Genomic DNA, 18792 nt, shown 5'->3' on the forward strand with positions numbered 1-18792 from the left:
CCTAGCTTTTTTTAAATGACGACTTGGTTCCATTTATCGAGCAGGTCCCCGGTTTTGCCTTGACCGACGAGCGTCAAGTCGAGCGGCAATAAGTTCCGGGTCTCATCGAGTAATTCGTAAGAACGCTTCTCGCCGCGGAATGACGGAGACAGCGCGATATGATGGATGAACATCGTCGTCTCTTGTTGCTCCATTCCGATGATCCCGACGAAGTCTTCCCCGACTCTCCAAAGATAAAGGAATTTGGCAGGGTCTTCTTCGTAGGACCGAACGAGTTCGAGCAAGGCGAGCGGAGATTTATCGCTACATGAGAACGCGAGCAAGCCCATCGCCGTCTTTTCGTACGATTGTTTGTATTTCACCAGCATTGCTGGTTTCACCACCTTTAGTCATTCATGTTTCACTAAGTGAACACGTGAGAGACATGGCTCATTGTGCCATAACGTTTAGGCAGAAATCAATTCTCGTCCCAAACTTTAACTTCGGCCATCTTCGTACCTTGACGAAGTTTGACCGCGTGCTCAAGGCCAGATGTCACTTTTCCGAAGACCGTGTGGACACCATCGAGGTGCGGTTGTGGCTCATGGACGATGAAGAACTGTGACGAGCCTGTGTTGCGTCCAGCGTGCGCCATCGAAAGTGAACCTGCTTCATGCTTGTACGGGAACGATGTCGACGTCTCGCATGGGATCGTCTTACCTGAACCGCCCATGCCTGTTCCATCTGGGCAGCCGCCTTGGCTGACGAAGTCTGGGATGACCCGGTGGAATGTCAACCCGTTATAGAAGCCGCTGTTGGCGAGTTCCTCAAAGTTGTCGACCGTGATTGGTGCCGCATCGTGGAACAAATCGAATTCAATCATTTCACCGTTCTCTAATTTCATAGATCCTTTTTTCATGAAAAGTTACCCCTTTATGTTCATATAGTCATTCTCACTCACACATTGCCCATTCTATCAAAAAAAACCGTCTGTCTCCACTATTTTGTGGAAACAGACGTTCTGACTTGCTACTTACTGGATGACCGCATGCACGAGTGGACGCGCCGTCGGCTCTGTCGCACCGATCGTATACGCATGGTCCATCCGCTCGAGCGCGGACGCCATGTCTTCTTTGTTCGAACGGAGCACGGCAATCACGTCACCGGCCTCGACCTTGTCGCCGACCTTCTTCTCGAGCGTGATACCGGCTGCGAAGTCAAGCTGATCATCTTTTGTCGCACGACCTGCTCCGAGGAGCATCGCCGCTACGCCAACTTCGTCGGCAATAATTGACTCGACATAACCCGCTTGTTTCGCGACGAACGTCGTCTCATACTTCGCTTGTGGAAGTTTTGACAAGTCATCGACGAGTGACGCATCGCCACCTTGCGCCGCGACGAACTGACGGAACACCTCGAGGGCATGACCGTCCGCCATCCGTTTCTCAAGGTCAGCGTACGCCTCCTCGAACGTCGAATAGAACTCGCCGAGCACCGCCATGTGGCCGGCGATCGTGAGGGCAATCGTCTTCAAGTCGTTCACGTCTTTGCCCGACAACACTTCGATCGCTTCTTTTACTTCGTTGGCGTTCCCGATCTCAAAACCGAGCGGTTGGTCCATGTCTGTGATGACGGCGACCGTTTTACGACCGACGTTCTTCCCGATGGCGACCATCTCTTCGGCGAGCGCTTTCGCGTCGTCGAACGACTTCATGAACGCGCCTGAACCTGTCTTGACATCAAGGACGATGCTATCGGCACCGGCCGCGATTTTCTTCGACATGATCGAGCTCGCGATAAGCGGGATCGAATCGACCGTCGCCGTTACGTCACGGAGTGCGTAAAGACGTTTGTCGGCAGGCGTCAAGTTACCTGTCTGACCGATGATTGACATCTTGATATCGTTTACTTGCTTCGTGAACTGTTCTTCCGTCAACTCGACGTTGAAGCCAGGGAACGATTCAAGCTTATCGATCGTCCCGCCTGTATGGCCGAGACCGCGACCGCTCATCTTCGCGACTGGGATGCCGATTGACGCGACAAGTGGAGCGACGATTAAGCTAATTTTGTCACCGACACCTCCGGTCGAGTGTTTATCAACTTTTTTACCTTGGATGTTCGACAAATCGATGACGTCACCAGACTTGACCATCTCCATCGTCAAGGCCGCCGTCTCTTTCTCAGTCATGCCGTTAAAGAAAATCGCCATCGAGAGTGCCGACATTTGATAATCAGGAATCGTCTCGTTCGTGAAGCCTTCGACGACGAAGCGAATCTCCTCTTCGTTCAATTCGCCACCGTTACGTTTTTTCAAAATCAAATCGACCATGCGCATAAGTTTCGTCCTCCTAGTTGGGTAATGGTTACATGCTTTGAATCGTTCCGCGTACGAGTGAAAGGAAGTCTTGACGGACGCGTTCTGTCGTCTCGATCACTTCTTCGTGGTTGAGTGGTTGATCTAAAATCCCGGCTGCCATGTTCGACACGCACGAGATGCCGAGTACACGCATATCCGAATGACGGGCCACGATGACTTCAGGCACTGTCGACATGCCGACGACATCGCCGCCGAGAAGACGTGCCATCTTGACTTCAGCCGGTGTCTCATATGTCGGACCTGTGTTCCCGAAATAGACGCCTTTTTGAATCGAGAGGCCGAGTTTTGCAGCGACACCTTCTGTCAATGTGACGAGCTCTTTATCATACGCTTCTGACATATCTGGGAAACGCGTCCCGAAGTCGCTCGCGTTCTTGCCGATGAGCGGGCTCGTGCCGAAGAAGTTAATGTGATCCGTGATGATCATCAAGTCACCCGGGTTGAACGACTCGTTGCAAGCACCAGCCGCGTTCGTGACGATGAGCGTCTCGACACCGATCAATTTGAGGACGCGTACCGGGAACGTGACTTGTTCCATCGAGTAGCCTTCATAGAAGTGGAATCGTCCTTGCATTGCGACGACGCGTTTTCCTTCGAGGTCACCGAAGACGAGTTGTCCAGCGTGTCCTTCGACGGTCGATACCGGGAAGTGCGGGATGTCCTCGTAAGGGATTTTGACCGCGTTCTCGATCTCGTCAGCGAGGACGCCGAGTCCTGAGCCGAGGATGAGTCCGATTTCTGGTGTTCCGTTCATGCGTTCCTGTAAAAATGCCTTTGTTTCGTTCCAATTTACCATGAGTAGTACCTCCTCAAATTTCGTTTAAGAAACTGTTTCCATGTGCTGGTGCGTCGACGCCGAAGTTATCCGCCACTGTGGCGCCGATATCGGCGAACGTTCCTCGAATCCCGAGGTCGACCGCTGTCGAGCCGTGATGATGGACGATGAGCGGCACGTATTCACGCGTATGGTCCGTCCCTGGTGCCGTCGGGTCGTTCCCGTGGTCGGCCGTGATGATAAGCAAGTCATCTTCACGCAATTTCTCCATCACTTCCGGTAGACGGGCGTCGTACTCTTCAAGCGCGATCGCATAGCCTTCTGGGTCACGGCGGTGACCGAAGAGTGCGTCAAAGTCAACGAGGTTCAAGAAGCAAAGTCCTTCGAAGTCTTCATCGAGCGATTCGACAAGCTTGTCCATCCCGTCCATGTTCGACTTCGTCCGAATCGCTTTTGTGACGCCTTCGCCGTCATAAATGTCGCTGATTTTCCCGAGGGCGATGACATCTTTCCCAGCTGTTTCAAGCGTGTTCATGACCGTCTGACCAAACGGCTTGAGCGCGTAGTCGTGGCGGTTCGATGTGCGGACCCAAGCGCCAGGTGTTCCGAGGAACGGGCGGGCGATGATGCGACCGAGCATGTACGGATCTTCGCGCGTGATTTCGCGGGCATATTCGCAGATGCGATACAACTCGTCGAGCGGGACGATTTCTTCGTGCGCCGCGATTTGAAGCACCGAGTCAGCCGATGTGTAGACGATCAAGGCACCTGTCTTGACGTGCTCTTCACCGAGCTCGTCCAAAATTTCTGTGCCCGAAGCCGGCTTGTTACCGATGATGTCGCGTCCGCTGAACTCTTTGAGACGATTAATCAAGTCATCCGGGAACTCCTCAAACACGCGGAACGGCGTATCGATATGAAGACCCATGATCTCCCAATGACCGGTCATCGTGTCTTTCCCAGCTGAGATTTCTTCCATGCGTCCGTAGGCGCTCGGTGTCGTCGACGCTTCGATGCCTTCAATCGGCTTGATGTTCGCCAGACCGAGGCGGCCCATGTGCGGCATGTTCAAGCCACCGTGTTCACGGGCGATGTGCCCGAGCGTGTCCGAACCAACGTCACCGAACTGGTCGGCATCTGGGGATTCCCCAATTCCGACCGAGTCCATGACGACCAAGAAAATACGTTTAAATTTCTTCACAAAAAGTTCCTCCTTTAGTGTCGTTACGCACGCGGGTGATGTTTTCGATAGACATCGTGGAGTCGTGCCTTATTGACATGTGTGTAGATTTGAGTCGTAGAGAGGTCTGCATGTCCGAGCATCTGTTGAATGGCCCGAAGGTCGGCACCGTTCTCGAGCAAGTGTGTCGCAAACGAATGACGGAGCACGTGTGGCGTGATCTCTTTTTGGATGCCGGCCTCTTTGGCCCGTCGTTTGATCATCTTCCAGAATCCTTGACGACTGAGCCGACCACCACGCCCGTTCAAGAACAACGCCTCGGTCTCCCGACCACCGAGCCCGTTACGCGCCTGCTGGATATAGCGTTCGACAAAACTTTGGGCGACCGATGACACCGGGATGATCCGGGCACTCTCGCCTTTGCCTTCACACTGTAGATACCCCAATTCGAACTGTAAATCATCCAAATCGAGCCCAAGAAGTTCACTGACGCGCATGCCCGTACCGTAAAGCAGTTCGAGCATGGCCCGATCGCGGAGCGCAAGCGGGTCTGACGTCGGCACGCTGTCGAGCAACCGCTCGACTTCGTCTTGTGACCACGTGTCCGGCAAATGCCGTTCCGCTTTCGGCGTCTCCAAATAGAGCGCCGGGTCAGTCGTTGCCCCGCCTGTCATCTTCAAATGATGATGAAACGTTCGAATTGAACTGACGGCCCGTCGGAGTGATGAAGCAGCCCGACCGGCTTGCGATAACTCTTCCATATGTTTGACGATGTGTGCCCGCGTGACTTCATTCCATTCTGTCACCCCGAGTTGGGTCAGTGTCGATAAGTACTGGGTCAAATCGCTCGCATAGGCTTGTCTCGTGTTCGTGGACATTCGTTTTTCAACCGTCATGTACTGCAAAAATGACTCGACTTGCGAACGCATGACATCCCCCTCCTTCCTCGTTACACCTGAATACGCTTTCATCATATCACTTATGTAAACCGTTGTGAAGACGTCTGACCTCATTTTTTTTAAGCTTTTTTGTGACAGATTTTGGTGAGGTTTTTACGTTTTCCTTCCGATTGGGGGCTTACGAATCTCGTCACGATTTGGTACACTCAAGTCGACTTATTAAACCAATTTAAAAAGTTAGGAAGGAGTCGGTTATGGGGCATACTACTACAGATTTAATGATCGCCGTGCGGCGTCAGCTCGTTCTATCCAATCATTCGACCGTCGCCGCCATCTCGGAGGCGACCCGGCTCAGCTTTCCGACCGTCAAGAAGCAGTTAGAGCAGTTGATGCAGGCCGGCGAAGTGTTCGAACACGGATTCGAGGATTCACGCGGCGGACGCCCTGCTAAACGTTACATCTATAATGAGCGGTTCACGCACGGATTGACGCTATACGTCGAGAAGACGGTCGTCCGCTATCGTCTCATCGATTGCAAGGGCGCAACGATTGACGACGGGACGCAAATCATTCTAGACGGGGACCACCTTGGTGCGCTCGGTGCGGTGCTCGATCGACAGTTGGACCAGACCTCCGACGTGAGTGCAATCTCCATCGGTGTCGCGGCGGCCGTCGCGGACGGGACGATCATCTTCGCCCCGGACTATCCGACGTTCGCACACCTCGACTTGAAACGTTGGGTCGAGTCACGAACCGCTCGCCCTGCCGTCATCGAGAACGACATGAACGCGGCCGTCTATGGGTACGGACACTCGCACGAACTCACCAGAGACCAGTCAATCGTCTACATCTATCTAGGAAAGAACGGACCCGGTGCCGGAATTCTCATCAACGGACAGCTCATCAGCGGGAAGACCGGGTTCAGCGGAGAGATTTCATTTCTACCGCTTTATGACGACTCGACGTTTCATGACCGGATAGCGAGTGAGCGCTCGGCCCCGGCCCCATTGTCAGACGCCGCGCTCGATGCGCTCGGTCGGCTCGTCGCAACCTTCACCGCGACGCTCAATCCGCACGCCATCATTTTTTCGGACGTCGATCTCGTCGATACCGAGTTGGAGGGGATTAGGGACTCCTGCCAGCGTCACATTCCGGCGGCTCACACCCCGGATTTATTGATCGGCATATGGGAAGAAGATTATTTCGCAGGCTTGGCTCGACGTTGCGTCGGGTTAATCCTTGAATCGATTTGAAGAGGTGAACCATGACAGGCTTTTTATTATTGACCGTGATTTACATTGCCTTTATCAGTCTTGGCCTGCCCGACGCCTTGCTCGGTGTCAGTTGGCCGTTGATGCACGTCGAGTTCAACGCCCCGATCTCGATGGCCGGGTGGATTTTTATGACCATTGCCGCGGGCACGATTTTATCGAGTCTGCTTAGCGGTAGATTGCTCGAACGGTTCGATACGAAGCAAGTCACGTTCGGCTCCGGACTCGTGACGGCACTGTGCCTGCTCGGTTTTTACGCGGCCCCGTCCTTGATTTGGCTGTTCGTCCTATCGATTCCACTCGGGCTTGGTGCCGGGGCGGTCGATGCCGCGCTCAACCATTACGTCGCAGAAAACTATAAGGCGCACCATATGAACTGGCTCCATTGTTTCTGGGGCGTCGGAGCGACGGGCGGACCGCTCGTCATGGCCGGCGTCTTGACGGAGAGCGGTTGGCGTGACGGCTATTTGATTGTCGCGTTGATTCAGTTCGCGCTCGCCTTCCTCCTGCTCCTGTCGTTCCCGCTCTGGAAGCGCGAAAACAAAACGGAGCCCTTCACGCTCGAACGACAAGAGACGGCCGTGACCGCGCTCGAACGAAAGATGCCGAAAGGCCTCTCGTATGCGCTGGCTACGTTCCTGCTCTATTGCGGGATTGAGGCGCTCATCGGCCTCTGGGCCAGCAGTTACCTCGTCCAGATGAAACAGTTCTCTGTCGCGACGGCCGCGACGTGGGTGTCCATCTATTACGGCAGCATCACGCTTGGTCGCTTCCTGAGCGGGTTCCTCTCGTTCCGCTTCACGAATCGACAAATGATTCGGCTCGGGCAAACCCTCGCTTTAATCGGTAGTCTCGTGTTTCTCATTCCGGCGACCGGAACGATGTTGGTCGGATTGATTTGTATCGGGCTAGGCTTGGCCCCGATTTACCCGAGCATGCTCCATGAGACGCCGCAGCGGTTCGGCAAGGAACGGGCAAAACGGTTGATGGGCTTCCAGATGGCGTTCGCCTACACGGGCAGCACGTTCCTGCCACCGCTGTTCGGACTCATCGTGTCTCAGACGTCGCTCGGCTTATTTCCGCTCGTGACCGTCTTGATCATGCTCGGGATGCTCTTGAACACGGAACGCTTGAACGTGATCATGCACCAACTATCAAAGGAGGAACTCACATGAAAATCGAACACATCGCCATATGGGTGAACGACCTCGAACCGATGCGCCGCTTCTACGAGACGTACCTCGGAGCAACTGCGAACGACAAGTATAGGAACGAACAGAAACAGTTCGAATCCTATTTTCTGACGTTTCCTGATTCGACATGCCGGCTCGAGTTGATGCGGCGCCCGGACGTCCAAGGCACACCACGCGAGACGATTGGCTACGCACATATCGCGTTCGCGCTTGGTAGCAAAGAGGCGGTCGATGCGTTGACACAACGACTTGAAGCCGACGGGTATCCGCTCATCGACGGACCGCGGACGACAGGAGACGGTTATTATGAAAGTGTCCTGCTCGACCCCGAACAAAACAAACTTGAATTAACGATTTAAGGAGATGAGACGATGATTCAGGCGATTTTACTCGACCTCGACGGAACGTTATTGACCGACCAAAAGATGATTTCACCGCGCACGAAACAGGTATTGCTCGACCTCCAGGCGGAAGGCAAAAAAGTTGTACTCGCCTCCGGCCGGCCGAAACGGGGTATCGAACCGTTCGCCGAAGAACTCAGGCTATATGAGTACGGTGGACTCATCGTCTCCTCGAACGGGGCGTGCGTCACGGATGCGGCGACTAATGTAACATTGTTCGAACAGCCGATTCATTCGAACGACGCACGTGCCATTTTGAATCATTTGACCGGCTTCGACGTCATTCCGATGATCAATGACGAGACGTACATGTACGTCAATGACGTCTTCAACGGCATGCTCGAGTTGAACGGTGAGCCGTTCAATATTATCGAGTATGAGTCGCGCGGCGGTCGGTTCCGATTACGGGAAGCACCCCGTCTCGCCGACGCCATCCATTTCCCCGTCTATAAGATTCTCGTCGCGGGACAACCTGACTACCTGCAGGCGCATGCCGCTTCGCTCGCCGGACCGTTCACTGACCGCGTCACCGGCATGTTCACGGCCGCCATGTACTATGAGTTCACAGACCTCGGCATCGACAAGGCCCGGGCGCTCGACCATGTGTTCCAAAACATCGGGATCAGCCGCGACCGTGTCATCGCGTTCGGTGACGGGCATAACGACCGGTCGATCATCGAGTATGCCGGCATCGGCGTCGCCATGGGCAACGCCGTCGAGGACATCTTGACCATCGCCACGGAAGTGACAACATCGAACAATGAAGACGGGATCGCCACCGTCTTGTCCCGTTACTTGACGACGTGACGACATACAAAAGACAGGCAGCCTTTGAGGGGCTGCCTGTCTTGCTTTATCCGTTGATGACTGCTTTATGACCCTCGAGCGTGACGCCTTTAGCTTGGCATACTTTACAGATGCCGTGAAACGTCAAGCGATGGTCTTTGATTAAAAATTCGTATTTGCTTTCGACTTTTTTCTCGACGTCGACGAGCAAGTCTTCCATGATTTCTTCGACCGAACCGCACTCGACACAGACGAGATGGTGGTGCGAATGGTTCGCGCCTTCTGGTCTGAGGTCGAAGCGGGCGACGCCGTCACCGAAGTTGACTTTGTCGACGACACCGAGCTCGGTCAATAGTTCGAGTGTCCGATAAACCGTCGCGAGCCCGATTTCCGGAGCGATGCCTTTGACGAGCATGAACACGTTCTCCGCACTCAAATGATCCGTCTCATTCTCAAGTAGAATCCGGACGGTTGATTCTCGTTGCGGTGTCAATTTATATCCTTTGGCGCTCAATTGCTGTTTGATCCGTTCAATTCGCGTTTCCATAAGGCGCCCCCTCTTTGCATAATTCACTATTCAAAGCATACCGAAGTTTGTTCGGTTTTTCAAATTAAAATGATTCCTATGTAAGTGTAACATATGTCACTCCAGTTTAGAATCATTTCAATTTAGATAATTGCCACCATTGAATCGCCATAATCGTCTTCGCGTCGGTGATCCGCCCGTTCGCAAGTAACGCCACCGCTTCCTCAAACGTGAAACGTTGGACTTGTAGAAACTCGTCTTCGTCCAGGTTCATCGCCCCGGCCGTCAAGCCATGCGCGACGAAGACGTCGACCCGTTCGCTACAAAAACCAGGTGCCCCATAAAATGAGAAGATTTTTTCGAGTGTCTCGGCCGTATAGCCGGTCTCTTCTTCAAGTTCTCGCTTTGCGCTCGCGAGCGGCTCCTCCCCAACTTCGAGTTTTCCGGCCGGGATTTCAAGCGACATCGATTCGAACGCTTTCCGATACTGTTCGACGAGAACGATCCGGTCGTTTTCATCCACTACGAGTACGGCCACGGCCCCGTTGTGATAGACGAGTTCGCGGACCGACGTCCCTCCATTCGGTAGTGACACGACGTGTTTCTCCACGTTAAAAATCTTTCCTTCGTAAATGACTTCCCGTTCAATCGTTTTCTCTTCCATTGTATGTACCCCTCACCTTTTCCTATATACTGTAATTATGATTCATATCGTCAGACGGAACAAGGAGGAATTATCAATGACAGAGTTAGGACTAGGAACAATGTCAATTTTGAAACATGGCGAGGCAGTAGGTCGTCGGATTCTAGAGGCCGCCTACGACGCTGGAATTCGGCATTTCGATACGGCCGACGTATACGATCACTTTGAAGTGGAACGTCTTGTCGGTTCGACGTTCGCCGGACGCCGGGACGACTTATTTTTGACGAGTAAAGGCGGGAATGAATGGACAGGAGACGGAATGCGTTGGAATCCAGCCCCATCCTATTTAGAACAAGCACTACACGATTCTCTCGAACGCTTACAGACGGGTCACTTGGACTTATATTACGTTCATGGTGGCACGATGGACGACGACCTGGACGCGACAATCGATTTCATGCGTCGGCAAAAAGAAGCTGGCATCATCCGCCAAATCGGGTTATCCTCGATTCGACCGAATGTGATCCGCTATTGGCTCGAGCACGGTGAACTTGACGTTTTGATGACGCCATACTCGTTGCTCGACCGTCGCATCGAAACGCTCGAGCTCGACATCCCGATCGTCGGGCGCGGTCCGCTCGCCAAAGGCTTACTTACAGACGAATGGTCTGACCGTTTGGCGGAGAAAGGCTTTGAATCTTGGACTGAAGCGGAGTTGCGCGCCTTGTTACCGACCATTCCAGACCCGCTTCAAGCGTACGCTCTCGCTGCCTCGAAGCGGACGTGTGCCGTCGTCCTACCGGGCGCGTCTTCAGTCGATCAATTGAACGACTTGATCGCCGCAAACGATTACGGGGTCGATTCGCACAAACTCGACGACCTGCTAGCGCGGCTACCGATCCATCCGTACACAAAACATGCGACCTGAACGTCAGGTCGCATGTTTGTCTCGCTGTTTCATCTGCTCGATGGCCCAATCGGCCCATCCGGCGTAATTTTCCATCATTCGGATGGCGTACTCGCTCGTCAATAAATAACCGAGCGTGTCCGCCTCAGACTGGTGCACTGCTTGAAACGCCCGAATCTGATGAGCGACTTGTTCATGATGCGCTTTCGTCTCCTCGACGTAACGGATCGCCTCGTCGAGTGGGAGTAGTTGCAGGAGGCTGACCCGTAGCAAGTTCTCATCTTTCATCTTCGGTTGGTACGAGGTCGGTTGCCGGAGCCAGTCAATCAGCTCTTGACGCCCCGCCTCGGTAATCGAATAAATCTTTTTATCGGGTAAGTCATGTTGAGCGACGTGTTCAGAGGAGACGAGTGACTCGTCTTCCATCTTTAACAGTTCGCGATAAATCTGTGTATGATGGGCGTGCCAAAAATGAATCATTTGTGCTTTGAACGTCGCGTTCAAGGCATAGCCGGTAGCGGGTTGATGGGTCAATAACCCGAGTAGTGCATGACGTAACGCCATAACCATCACCTATCCCTTGCGGTTCTATTTTTATAAGTGTATCACATATTGACGTGCGACCGAGAATGCCAATCGGTTGACGCTCATCGCGAATACACAGACAATACATATGAAGGGAGAGATTTTATGAAACCGATTCAATCTGATCAACAATTCCAAGACGCCATCCAAGATAACGGCATGGTCGTCTTCACGACATCATGGTGTCCGGACTGCCGTCGTCTCGATATGTACGTCGACGAACTTGTCAAAGATTACCCACAGTTCAACTGGTACGTTGTCGACCGCGACGAGTTGCCTGAACTGTCGGACACGCAAGAAGTACGAGGCATCCCCTCACTTCTGTTCTATCAAGAAGGCGTGAAACAAGAACACCTCCACTCGGCAAATGCCAAGACGGAGATGCAAATCCGCTCGTTCCTCGATACATTGAACGCTTGAACAAAAAGACGACCGTCGTGGTCGTCTTTTTTTAGTTGAATCGTTCGACGTGACGGCGGTCGATTTTACGCTTTAGCCAATACGGCAGACGCCCGTGCCATGTCAGCTTCCCGAACGTCAAGAGCGCTCGTCCTGGGGTCGTCAACAAGATATTGAGCGACGTCCGTGACTTGAACGGGCGTGATGTACCGAGCAGTTGACGGGCGACGTGCCGCCCCGAACGGACGGCATCGACACCGCCGTTCAATCGGGCCGCCATGTCCCCGGTGATGTAAATCTCGCGATAGACGGGGTGTCGTAAGTCAGCTGTCGTCTCGATGAACGCATCATGGTCCGCAAGTCCAGCCGCCGCCCACCAGTCATCGGGGCCGACACCGGTAGCATCCAAGACGAGTCCTTCTGCCTTCGTCCCTGGTTGGAACGACGACAGCATGAGCGTCACACCACTTTGTACGAGACGCCGCGCCATCTGTCGACCGACGTGATGAGACAGATCAGGTAAGATATCACGGGCATAAAGCGTCACGTGTCGCTTCCGTCTGATGCATGCAAAGGCAAGCTCGACACCGGCTTTGCCCCCGCCGACAATCGTGATTGCATCACTCTGGACAATCTCGTCCAACATATTTCTCGTCATCGGTTTGAGCCCTGTCCCAATCCCACGACTTTTCGCCCCGGTCGAGAGCACGAGGAAGTCATATGCGATGTTGCCGTGTTCGGTCTCGACGAGTCGTGCGTCTGGGTCCAGTGCGATGAGCCGTTCGGCGACGGGAGCGATGTCACGACGCAAACGCGTCGTCGCCGACGCCATCTCGCCGGCGATCACTTGGGGGAACGCACCCGTATAAATCGCCTCACGACCGCCGATATAAGACACTTCATAGTATTCACGAAGTCGATCGAGATGCTCGAGAATTTCGAACTGACCATGACCCAGCCCGACTAGGACGAGACGCGGTTTCATCGTAATATCCGCCTTGCTTCCATCAATCGTTGGAGGATCGTGAACACTTCAAGGATGAGGAAACTCGTCGCGATGACGCCGATCCACGTCGGGAAAAGAATCATGAGTGTGAACAAGATGAAGCATTCGGTCCGTTCCAAGATGCCAGGCTGATAATAAAATGATTTCTCTGAACGACGTGAGCTACTCGCCCCGACCGCGAGGAACAACGTCATCGCCACGACGAACGAGCCAAGCAAAAGAAGAAAAATCGGCATATGTTCCGGATGTCGTAAAGCGAGCGCGATGACGACAGCAATCTCGACGATGCGGTCGAAGACGAGGTCGAGCACCGTGCCGAACCCGGTCTTTTGAGAACGGCGGGCCATCGTCCCATCTAGGACGTCGAAGAGACCCGAAATCCATAACAGCAACACGGCCGTCCATAACATATCGTTATAAATGAACAGACCGACCGAGACACCGATGATGCCCCCAAGCACCGTCACCTCATTCGGGGTGAATTTCCATTTCAAAAGCCGATCGGCCAAACGCTCGATGACGGGGCGGACGATGCGGCTACCGTAAGTGTCTAACATCAAATTCCTCCTTGTTTCTGTCGCAAATAATACGTCTTACCCACTTCGAACGATTCGTTCCGCGGCAAGATGACGTATTCTCCGGTAGAGCGACGATACTCGCCAAAATGGTGTCCGAAGCGAATAAACGGGCGGACGAGCACAAGCGAATCAGACGTCGGCTCTGTCGACACGTCAATCTCGGTCGACGGGTAGAATGCACCACCCAATTCGACGAAGTCACCGAACGTCGATTCCGTCTCGGACAATAATACCGGGGTACCGGTCACGCGAACGTGACCCGTCTCGAGCAACGTCACGCGGTCGGCGACGAGCATCGCTTCTTCTCGATCGTGGGTGACGAGAAGCGCCGTCAACTCGAGTTCACGGACGAGGTCACGAATCAGTCGCTGCAACTCGGACTTGAGGCCCGGGTCGAGGTTGGTGAACGGCTCATCGAGCAGAATGAGCCGCGGCGCAGCCGCGAGCGCTCGGGCAAAGCTCACGCGTTGTTGTTCTCCTCCGGACAGTTCGTGAACCTCAGCGTCGTATCGGCCGGGAAGCTTGACTCTTGTGAGCCACGCTTCCGCTTCTTCTCGTGACCGGTTCGGAGTTGCAAGCGTCACGTTCTCCCCAACTGTTAGATGAGGGAACAAGAGCGGAGATTGAGACAACATCGTAATCCGGCGCAAGTGAGGCGGAACCCCATGAAGGGGCAGCTCCTCCCACGTCACTGTCCCGGCATCTAGCGTCTCGAGCCCGGCGATGATGCGGAGCAGAGTCGACTTCCCGGAGCCACTCACTCCGACAAGAGCATGGATTTCCCCATTCGGAATGGTAAGATCGATCCCGCTTAATACATCGCGGTCTTTAAAACGTTTTCGTATTCCTGACAATACTAAGCTCATTGCAAACGCCCCTTCACCAATCTAATCCAGATGCTAAATATCCCGCCGAGTCCGATATAAAATAAGACCGGCAACGAGACGAGCACCCACGTATTCTGTAACGCCTGTGAGACGTCATTGCCTGCGTAGGCCTGATAGAGCCGTGTCGTGACCGTCGGAATGAGTCCGGCTCCAATCAATTGGACGAGCACGAACTGGCTCAAGACGATGACCGTGGAGAATAAGACAATCGTCCGGACCGACTCTTTCAAGAGCGGCAACAGCACGAACCCGATTCGAGCGAGCGGCGCAAACGTCAATGCCTGTTCGAGGAGCGGCCTCCCAATCACGTACATCGCGTTATATGCCAGTCGAATCGAATACGGTAACGTCGTGACGAGCAGGACGAGCCCGACCCCTGTATACGTTCCGATGAGCCCGACTTGGGCAAGGGCGATATACATACCGAACATGCTCGCCAAAACGGGGATGAACAATGGGAGGAATGTCAACCACTCGACCCATGACTTCCACCTCGACTCAGTAAACAGGAGCCACCAGGCCGTTCCCACCCCGAGCCAGACGTTGACAAGCGCAATACTGATTACATACGCGATCGTATTCAAAATCGCTTCGTCCCAAGAAAGCGACGTGGGGAACGTCAAAAACAAGCCAATAAATGGAAATACAATCAAAAAAGCGACGAGAATACGACTCATCGTCGCACCCCCCGCTCAATTCGCCGTCGCTGTTTAGCCGTCAAGACGTAAGATGCGACGACGCCGGTGAAGATGAACAACGTCCAAATGAGTGCGACCGCATACGACTCGAACGCATTGAGAAACAGACCGGTCGTCAATCGCTCGTAAGCGAGTACCCCGAGCAGCTCTGGGAAGGTGACCCCTAACAGGGCCGGCACTTCATAGGCGAACGAGATGAACGCCACGAGCACCCAGAACGAGTCGAGGAGCGGTTTGACGAGGAATGGCCATTCGGCCACTCTGAATTGTTCGAGCGGCTTGAGCTGGAGTGTCTTGGCCATATCTAAGTACCCGTGATTCAGTTGACCGTATGTGCCGACCACCATCAAAAAGACGAATGGAACTTCTTTCCAAACGTATGTCAAGATGACGACGAGATGATTCCGTTCGTTCGCCTCAAATAGGCCATATACCGGAAAGCCACCCGAGAACAACAAATAAAACAAATAGGCCGCAGCGACGTGCGGGACAAACATCGGCCATTTGAGGAGCGAAGCGAGCCACGACGAACGCTTCATATAGATGGTCCGGGCGAGCCATGTCCCGATCATGAGTGAGAGGAGCGTCGACGTGAGTGTCACGTACAACGTCACCGCCAGGCTCGCACGCCACGCCTCGTCATTCAACTCAGACCAGTTGAAGCCGACGGTCTCGTAAATCAGAAAGGTGACACCTGTGAACGGTAGTGCCAAAACGACCAGACTCAGCCATAGACTACTTCGCGACACGGTCCCACTCCTCACGAATCAGATCGATCACGGCCGGCCCATAGTCGGGGATCGAACGTTCAGCGAGACGCTGCGGATCAGGATAGGTCACCCCTTCATCGAGCTTCAAGAATGCGTCACGGTCGGTCGCATCGAGTTTCGTCAAATCGAGCGACGTCCCGTCCCCCCAATACGTCGCGTCTTGTTTGGCGAGCTGGGCTTCCGGTGACAGTAGCTCATTGATGACGACAATCGCCCCGTTCGGATTTTTCGCATTGAACGGCACGGCGAGAAAATGCGTCGATGCGATCGAGTGTTCGAGCGTAAGCGCACGCGTCCCGTCCGGAAATACTCCGGCGTTGCGCTCGGCCTCGGCTCGGCGTTCATTGAAGCCCATCGTCATCCAGACCTCACCCGAAGCGTACAGCTGGTCGAGTTGGGCGAGTGACTTCGGATACGTCGTCCCTTGTTTCCAAAGGTTGGGTGACCAGGTCGAAAGTTCTTCCCAAAACGCGTCTGGGATCTCACCGTCACGGACCGTGTCCCCATATTCGGCATAGAGCAGATGGCGCACGAACGCGTTGCCCGTGAAGTCTGTTACTTCAGGATACGTGAAACGACCCGGATTTTCTTCGGTCCATCGATGTAATTCGTCAAACGTCGTCGGCGGATTATTCACTTTGTCCGCATCATAGTGCAAGACGAACTGCACATTCCCCCAGGCGACCTCGAGCCCGTTCGTCGGGGTGCCCGCATCAGTGGCCTGGGCTTCCTCGTTCAACAGCGCGGCGTTTGGGATTTTGTCGAGCAGGTCGCCTTGGAGCAACTCTGTCTCGGCGGCGTTACGGAAATTGTCCCCATTGATCCACATCAGATCGATTGTCCCTTCCTCACGGTTCGCACGTTTATCGAGTGACAATTGACGCACAAACTCGGCCGTGTCCATCGGGACGCGGTTCAAGTCAAGGTCATACGTTTCTTTCAGACGAGGCGCGACATACTCATCGATGTAGCGATTGATGCCGTCATCGCCTCCCCACATATAAAAATTGACCGTCGATTGCTTCGCTTCTTCGGCTGCCTCTTCGAATGTCGGTGCGATCTCAGCTCGCGTCGTTCCGCAGGCAGCGAGAAACACGAGCGAAACGAGCAGGCCCAATTGTTTTAAACGGTGCATCGTCTTTCCCCCTCTCCTCTCTTTTACTTTTTGTCAAATCCCCGTTTTGCGACCCGTTCGAACATAACCGGGCACATTGCGTACAGTTTCGCTCCGATTTCCATCCACCACGGGGCGTTCACTTCGCGTTTCGACGACTCACACGCCGCAACGACACGTTTCGCGAGGCGATCGGGGTCAAGCATAATCGCCTTTACGCTCGCCTCGTAACGTCCACTCTTATCAGCCCGAAGAAAGAACGGGGTCGCGATTGGTCCCGGATTGACGGTCAACACGTGTACCCCATCCGGTTTCAGTTCTAATCGTAAAGCGTTCGAGAACTGGAGTAATGCCGCCTTCGATCCGGCATAAACGGCCGACTTCGGGGTCGGTACTTTTGCTGCTTGTGAACAGACGTTGATGATCGTACTGCCACGTCGCATCGTTCGTGCACAATCACGGGCCATCAGCATCGGGGCGGTCGCGTTCAAACGCATCGTCTCCTCGATGACGTCGGTCGTTTGGTCGACGACCCGGTCGAACTCGCCGATTCCGGCATTGTTCACCCAGATGTCGATTGCTCCATATGTACGTTCGACTTGCGCCACGAGCGTGTCATATTCGGTACAGACGTCGGCGACGAGCCAATCGGCCGATAACTTTAACCCTAGTTCACGTAACCGCTCCTCGTTCCGTGCAATCAACGTCAAGCGGGCACCCGATTCATAAAAAGAATGCGCCAGCGCAGCCCCTAAGCCGCTCGACGCACCCGTAATCACAACATGTCTCATTCCACAAATTCCTCCGCTCTCATATAAATCCATTTCCCGTCCGTCAATCGTTTGACGACACGGCCACGCTCCTCGAGCAACGTCAAGCGTGCGAACACTTCACTGAAGACGAGCGGCATCGCTCGACGCATCTTCCGTCCATACAGACGCATCGACCAATCGAACACACTCAACCCGTCGACCCAATCGACGAGAAGCAACTCACTCCGTTCATAACGTTGGGCAATGCGTGTCTCAATCAACGGTCGCGGTTTTTGAATAGGTTCTCCGTGCCCACTTACGACGAGTTTCAAGTCGACATCTCTCAGTTTACGGAGCGAGTCGAGATACAGGACGACTGGCGAGGCGAAGCCTTCCTCCTCGTACGGTTGTTCAATGAGCGGGTTCGGTTCGACCGTATCGATCAAATGGTCGCCTGCAATCAACACACCGCCAGGGCCGAGCAGTCCGAGCTGGTCACTCGCATGGCCAGGCAAATGAATCGTCTTCCACGCCCCGTCACTCGTCACGTCCTGCCCGTCAGCGAACGTCATCGTGACAGTCGTTGGGCCGATCCAACGCAGTGCCTCCCGATAATCGGGTAATTTGTTCACAATCGTTTCCGGCGTGCCGAACCAGTGCGCCAAGTCATGTAAGAACTGATTGCCCCGTTTGATGAAGTTCGGCGTCTGTTCCAAATAGCGAACGAGCTTTTCATGTCCGTATACGGGAATCGCAGCGTCACGCAAACGCCACGCCTGCCCCGCGTGGTCGGCATGGTGATGTGTCAGAAATAAAAAGTCAATGTCCGCGAGCGTCAGTTCGAGCTCGGCCAATTGCGCCGTCAAAGAAACCCACGCTTCTTCCGTATCCGGTCCGCAATCGACCATGAAAAAACGGTTCATATGCTCAACGACATAGACATTCACGTTGCCGACCTCGAACGGCGTCGGTATATCGAGTCTTGCCAGTTGGCTTGAAATCCAGTTCGCCACGTCCCCACAACCCCTTCCACCTATCTTCACTCATTATACCTGTCGATTCGAAA

Annotated in this window: 23 protein-coding genes; 6 read left to right on the forward strand and 17 right to left on the reverse strand. The window is 54.0% G+C overall.

Annotated features, from left to right (window positions below; genetic code table 11):
- Positions 1–11: 11 nt before the first annotated feature.
- The 6 genes from EVJ33_RS09250 to xerD form a co-directional block, all read right to left on the reverse strand.
- Positions 12–368, reverse strand: coding sequence for a GNAT family N-acetyltransferase (locus EVJ33_RS09250; RefSeq protein ID WP_034777852.1), 357 nt, complete (start codon positions 366–368; stop codon positions 12–14).
- 89 nt (positions 369–457) lie between these two features.
- Positions 458–898 (reverse strand): peptidylprolyl isomerase, encoded by a 441-nt coding sequence (locus tag EVJ33_RS09255; RefSeq protein ID WP_131436477.1) that lies wholly within the window; start codon positions 896–898, stop codon positions 458–460.
- Positions 899–1012: 114 nt separating this feature from the next.
- A complete protein-coding gene (locus tag EVJ33_RS09260) occupies positions 1013–2314 on the reverse strand; it encodes a pyrimidine-nucleoside phosphorylase (RefSeq protein ID WP_131436479.1) in 1302 nt (433 codons plus the stop codon).
- Positions 2315–2342: 28 nt separating this feature from the next.
- Complete coding sequence (locus tag EVJ33_RS09265; protein WP_021067633.1) at positions 2343–3152, reverse strand: purine-nucleoside phosphorylase; 810 nt, start codon at positions 3150–3152, stop codon at positions 2343–2345.
- Between the two features lie 13 nt (positions 3153–3165).
- Entirely contained in the window at positions 3166–4332 is a 1167-nt protein-coding gene (gene deoB / locus EVJ33_RS09270; RefSeq protein WP_131436481.1) for a phosphopentomutase, read from the reverse strand.
- 23 nt (positions 4333–4355) lie between these two features.
- Positions 4356–5240 carry a site-specific tyrosine recombinase XerD gene (gene xerD / locus EVJ33_RS09275; protein WP_021067635.1) on the reverse strand — a complete coding sequence of 295 codons (885 nt, stop codon included), beginning with the start codon at positions 5238–5240 and terminating at the stop codon, positions 4356–4358.
- A gap of 224 nt (positions 5241–5464) precedes the next feature.
- Here xerD and EVJ33_RS09280 point away from each other — a divergent pair, with 224 nt between their 5' ends.
- Genes EVJ33_RS09280 through EVJ33_RS09295 form a run of 4 tightly spaced genes read left to right on the forward strand, consistent with a single transcriptional unit; the run spans position 5465 to position 8882 of the window.
- Positions 5465–6463 carry an ROK family transcriptional regulator gene (locus tag EVJ33_RS09280; RefSeq protein WP_131436483.1) on the forward strand — a complete coding sequence of 333 codons (999 nt, stop codon included), beginning with the start codon at positions 5465–5467 and terminating at the stop codon, positions 6461–6463.
- Between the two features lie 11 nt (positions 6464–6474).
- Positions 6475–7656 carry an MFS transporter gene (locus EVJ33_RS09285; RefSeq protein WP_131436485.1) on the forward strand — a complete coding sequence of 394 codons (1182 nt, stop codon included), beginning with the start codon at positions 6475–6477 and terminating at the stop codon, positions 7654–7656.
- Positions 7653–8033, forward strand: coding sequence for a VOC family protein (locus EVJ33_RS09290; RefSeq protein ID WP_131436487.1), 381 nt, complete (start codon positions 7653–7655; stop codon positions 8031–8033). Before EVJ33_RS09285 ends, EVJ33_RS09290 begins: the two co-directional genes overlap by 4 nt.
- 12 nt (positions 8034–8045) lie before the next feature.
- A complete protein-coding gene (locus EVJ33_RS09295) occupies positions 8046–8882 on the forward strand; it encodes a Cof-type HAD-IIB family hydrolase (protein WP_131436489.1) in 837 nt (278 codons plus the stop codon).
- A 46-nt stretch (positions 8883–8928) separates the two neighbouring features.
- Here the strand turns inward: EVJ33_RS09295 and fur are convergent, their stop codons facing one another.
- Complete coding sequence (gene fur / locus EVJ33_RS09300) at positions 8929–9408, reverse strand: ferric iron uptake transcriptional regulator (RefSeq protein WP_024371580.1); 480 nt, start codon at positions 9406–9408, stop codon at positions 8929–8931.
- 112 nt (positions 9409–9520) lie between these two features.
- On the reverse strand, positions 9521–10051 hold the full coding sequence (locus EVJ33_RS09305) for an NUDIX domain-containing protein (RefSeq protein WP_131436491.1): 531 nt from the start codon (positions 10049–10051) through the stop codon (positions 9521–9523).
- Between the two features lie 76 nt (positions 10052–10127).
- Here EVJ33_RS09305 and EVJ33_RS09310 point away from each other — a divergent pair, with 76 nt between their 5' ends.
- Positions 10128–10958 (forward strand): aldo/keto reductase, encoded by an 831-nt coding sequence (locus EVJ33_RS09310; protein ID WP_131436493.1) that lies wholly within the window; start codon positions 10128–10130, stop codon positions 10956–10958.
- Between the two features lie 3 nt (positions 10959–10961).
- Here the strand turns inward: EVJ33_RS09310 and EVJ33_RS09315 are convergent, their stop codons facing one another.
- A complete protein-coding gene (locus EVJ33_RS09315; protein WP_131436495.1) occupies positions 10962–11501 on the reverse strand; it encodes a PadR family transcriptional regulator in 540 nt (179 codons plus the stop codon).
- 36 nt (positions 11502–11537) lie between these two features.
- On the opposite strand from EVJ33_RS09315, the gene EVJ33_RS09320 reads away from it, so the two are divergent.
- Positions 11538–11942 carry a thioredoxin family protein gene (locus EVJ33_RS09320; protein WP_269088565.1) on the forward strand — a complete coding sequence of 135 codons (405 nt, stop codon included), beginning with the start codon at positions 11538–11540 and terminating at the stop codon, positions 11940–11942.
- A gap of 31 nt (positions 11943–11973) precedes the next feature.
- Here EVJ33_RS09320 and EVJ33_RS09325 read toward each other — a convergent pair whose 3' ends face one another.
- Genes EVJ33_RS09325 through EVJ33_RS09360 form a run of 8 tightly spaced genes read right to left on the reverse strand, consistent with a single transcriptional unit; the run spans position 11974 to position 18739 of the window.
- Positions 11974–12906, reverse strand: a complete 933-nt coding sequence (locus EVJ33_RS09325; RefSeq protein ID WP_131436499.1) for an NAD(P)/FAD-dependent oxidoreductase — start codon at positions 12904–12906, stop codon at positions 11974–11976.
- Complete coding sequence (locus EVJ33_RS09330; RefSeq protein ID WP_131436501.1) at positions 12903–13484, reverse strand: CDP-alcohol phosphatidyltransferase family protein; 582 nt, start codon at positions 13482–13484, stop codon at positions 12903–12905. Before EVJ33_RS09330 ends, EVJ33_RS09325 begins: the two co-directional genes overlap by 4 nt.
- Positions 13484–14371: an ABC transporter ATP-binding protein gene (locus tag EVJ33_RS09335; RefSeq protein WP_131436503.1), complete on the reverse strand. Its 888-nt coding sequence runs from the start codon at positions 14369–14371 to the stop codon at positions 13484–13486. Before EVJ33_RS09335 ends, EVJ33_RS09330 begins: the two co-directional genes overlap by 1 nt.
- The gene (locus EVJ33_RS09340; protein ID WP_131436505.1) at positions 14368–15069 is read right to left on the reverse strand and encodes an ABC transporter permease subunit; all 702 of its coding nucleotides are present in this window, start codon (positions 15067–15069) and stop codon (positions 14368–14370) included. Before EVJ33_RS09340 ends, EVJ33_RS09335 begins: the two co-directional genes overlap by 4 nt.
- Entirely contained in the window at positions 15066–15839 is a 774-nt protein-coding gene (locus EVJ33_RS09345; protein WP_131436507.1) for an ABC transporter permease family protein, read from the reverse strand. The genes EVJ33_RS09340 and EVJ33_RS09345 overlap by 4 nt, the downstream gene beginning before the upstream one ends.
- Positions 15826–16995 (reverse strand): ABC transporter substrate-binding protein, encoded by a 1170-nt coding sequence (locus tag EVJ33_RS09350; protein WP_131436509.1) that lies wholly within the window; start codon positions 16993–16995, stop codon positions 15826–15828. Before EVJ33_RS09350 ends, EVJ33_RS09345 begins: the two co-directional genes overlap by 14 nt.
- Positions 16996–17018: 23 nt before the next feature.
- Complete coding sequence (locus EVJ33_RS09355) at positions 17019–17765, reverse strand: SDR family NAD(P)-dependent oxidoreductase (protein ID WP_131436511.1); 747 nt, start codon at positions 17763–17765, stop codon at positions 17019–17021.
- On the reverse strand, positions 17762–18739 hold the full coding sequence (locus EVJ33_RS09360) for an MBL fold metallo-hydrolase (protein ID WP_131436513.1): 978 nt from the start codon (positions 18737–18739) through the stop codon (positions 17762–17764). The genes EVJ33_RS09355 and EVJ33_RS09360 overlap by 4 nt, the downstream gene beginning before the upstream one ends.
- Positions 18740–18792 lie beyond the last annotated feature (53 nt).

This window comes from Exiguobacterium sp. SL-10 (assembly GCF_004337025.1).
In the GTDB taxonomy this organism is placed as follows: domain Bacteria; phylum Bacillota; class Bacilli; order Exiguobacteriales; family Exiguobacteriaceae; genus Exiguobacterium.

What these genes read in the sequence shown, in the direction of transcription:
- EVJ33_RS09250 (WP_034777852.1), bottom strand. Translation starts at nt 368, where the DNA reads ATGCTGGTGAAATACAAACAATCGTACGAAAAGACGGCGATGGGCTTG.
- EVJ33_RS09255 (WP_131436477.1), bottom strand. Translation starts at nt 898, where the DNA reads ATGAAAAAAGGATCTATGAAATTAGAGAACGGTGAAATGATTGAATTC.
- EVJ33_RS09260 (WP_131436479.1), bottom strand. Translation starts at nt 2,314, where the DNA reads ATGCGCATGGTCGATTTGATTTTGAAAAAACGTAACGGTGGCGAATTG.
- EVJ33_RS09265 (WP_021067633.1), bottom strand. Translation starts at nt 3,152, where the DNA reads ATGGTAAATTGGAACGAAACAAAGGCATTTTTACAGGAACGCATGAAC.
- xerD (WP_021067635.1), bottom strand. Translation starts at nt 5,240, where the DNA reads ATGCGTTCGCAAGTCGAGTCATTTTTGCAGTACATGACGGTTGAAAAA.
- EVJ33_RS09280 (WP_131436483.1), top strand. Translation starts at nt 5,465, where the DNA reads ATGGGGCATACTACTACAGATTTAATGATCGCCGTGCGGCGTCAGCTC.
- EVJ33_RS09285 (WP_131436485.1), top strand. Translation starts at nt 6,475, where the DNA reads ATGACAGGCTTTTTATTATTGACCGTGATTTACATTGCCTTTATCAGT.
- EVJ33_RS09290 (WP_131436487.1), top strand. Translation starts at nt 7,653, where the DNA reads ATGAAAATCGAACACATCGCCATATGGGTGAACGACCTCGAACCGATG.
- EVJ33_RS09295 (WP_131436489.1), top strand. Translation starts at nt 8,046, where the DNA reads ATGATTCAGGCGATTTTACTCGACCTCGACGGAACGTTATTGACCGAC.
- fur (WP_024371580.1), bottom strand. Translation starts at nt 9,408, where the DNA reads ATGGAAACGCGAATTGAACGGATCAAACAGCAATTGAGCGCCAAAGGA.
- EVJ33_RS09305 (WP_131436491.1), bottom strand. Translation starts at nt 10,051, where the DNA reads ATGGAAGAGAAAACGATTGAACGGGAAGTCATTTACGAAGGAAAGATT.
- EVJ33_RS09310 (WP_131436493.1), top strand. Translation starts at nt 10,128, where the DNA reads ATGACAGAGTTAGGACTAGGAACAATGTCAATTTTGAAACATGGCGAG.
- EVJ33_RS09315 (WP_131436495.1), bottom strand. Translation starts at nt 11,501, where the DNA reads ATGGCGTTACGTCATGCACTACTCGGGTTATTGACCCATCAACCCGCT.
- EVJ33_RS09325 (WP_131436499.1), bottom strand. Translation starts at nt 12,906, where the DNA reads ATGAAACCGCGTCTCGTCCTAGTCGGGCTGGGTCATGGTCAGTTCGAA.
- EVJ33_RS09330 (WP_131436501.1), bottom strand. Translation starts at nt 13,484, where the DNA reads ATGTTAGACACTTACGGTAGCCGCATCGTCCGCCCCGTCATCGAGCGT.
- EVJ33_RS09335 (WP_131436503.1), bottom strand. Translation starts at nt 14,371, where the DNA reads ATGAGCTTAGTATTGTCAGGAATACGAAAACGTTTTAAAGACCGCGAT.
- EVJ33_RS09340 (WP_131436505.1), bottom strand. Translation starts at nt 15,069, where the DNA reads ATGAGTCGTATTCTCGTCGCTTTTTTGATTGTATTTCCATTTATTGGC.
- EVJ33_RS09350 (WP_131436509.1), bottom strand. Translation starts at nt 16,995, where the DNA reads ATGCACCGTTTAAAACAATTGGGCCTGCTCGTTTCGCTCGTGTTTCTC.
- EVJ33_RS09355 (WP_131436511.1), bottom strand. Translation starts at nt 17,765, where the DNA reads ATGAGACATGTTGTGATTACGGGTGCGTCGAGCGGCTTAGGGGCTGCG.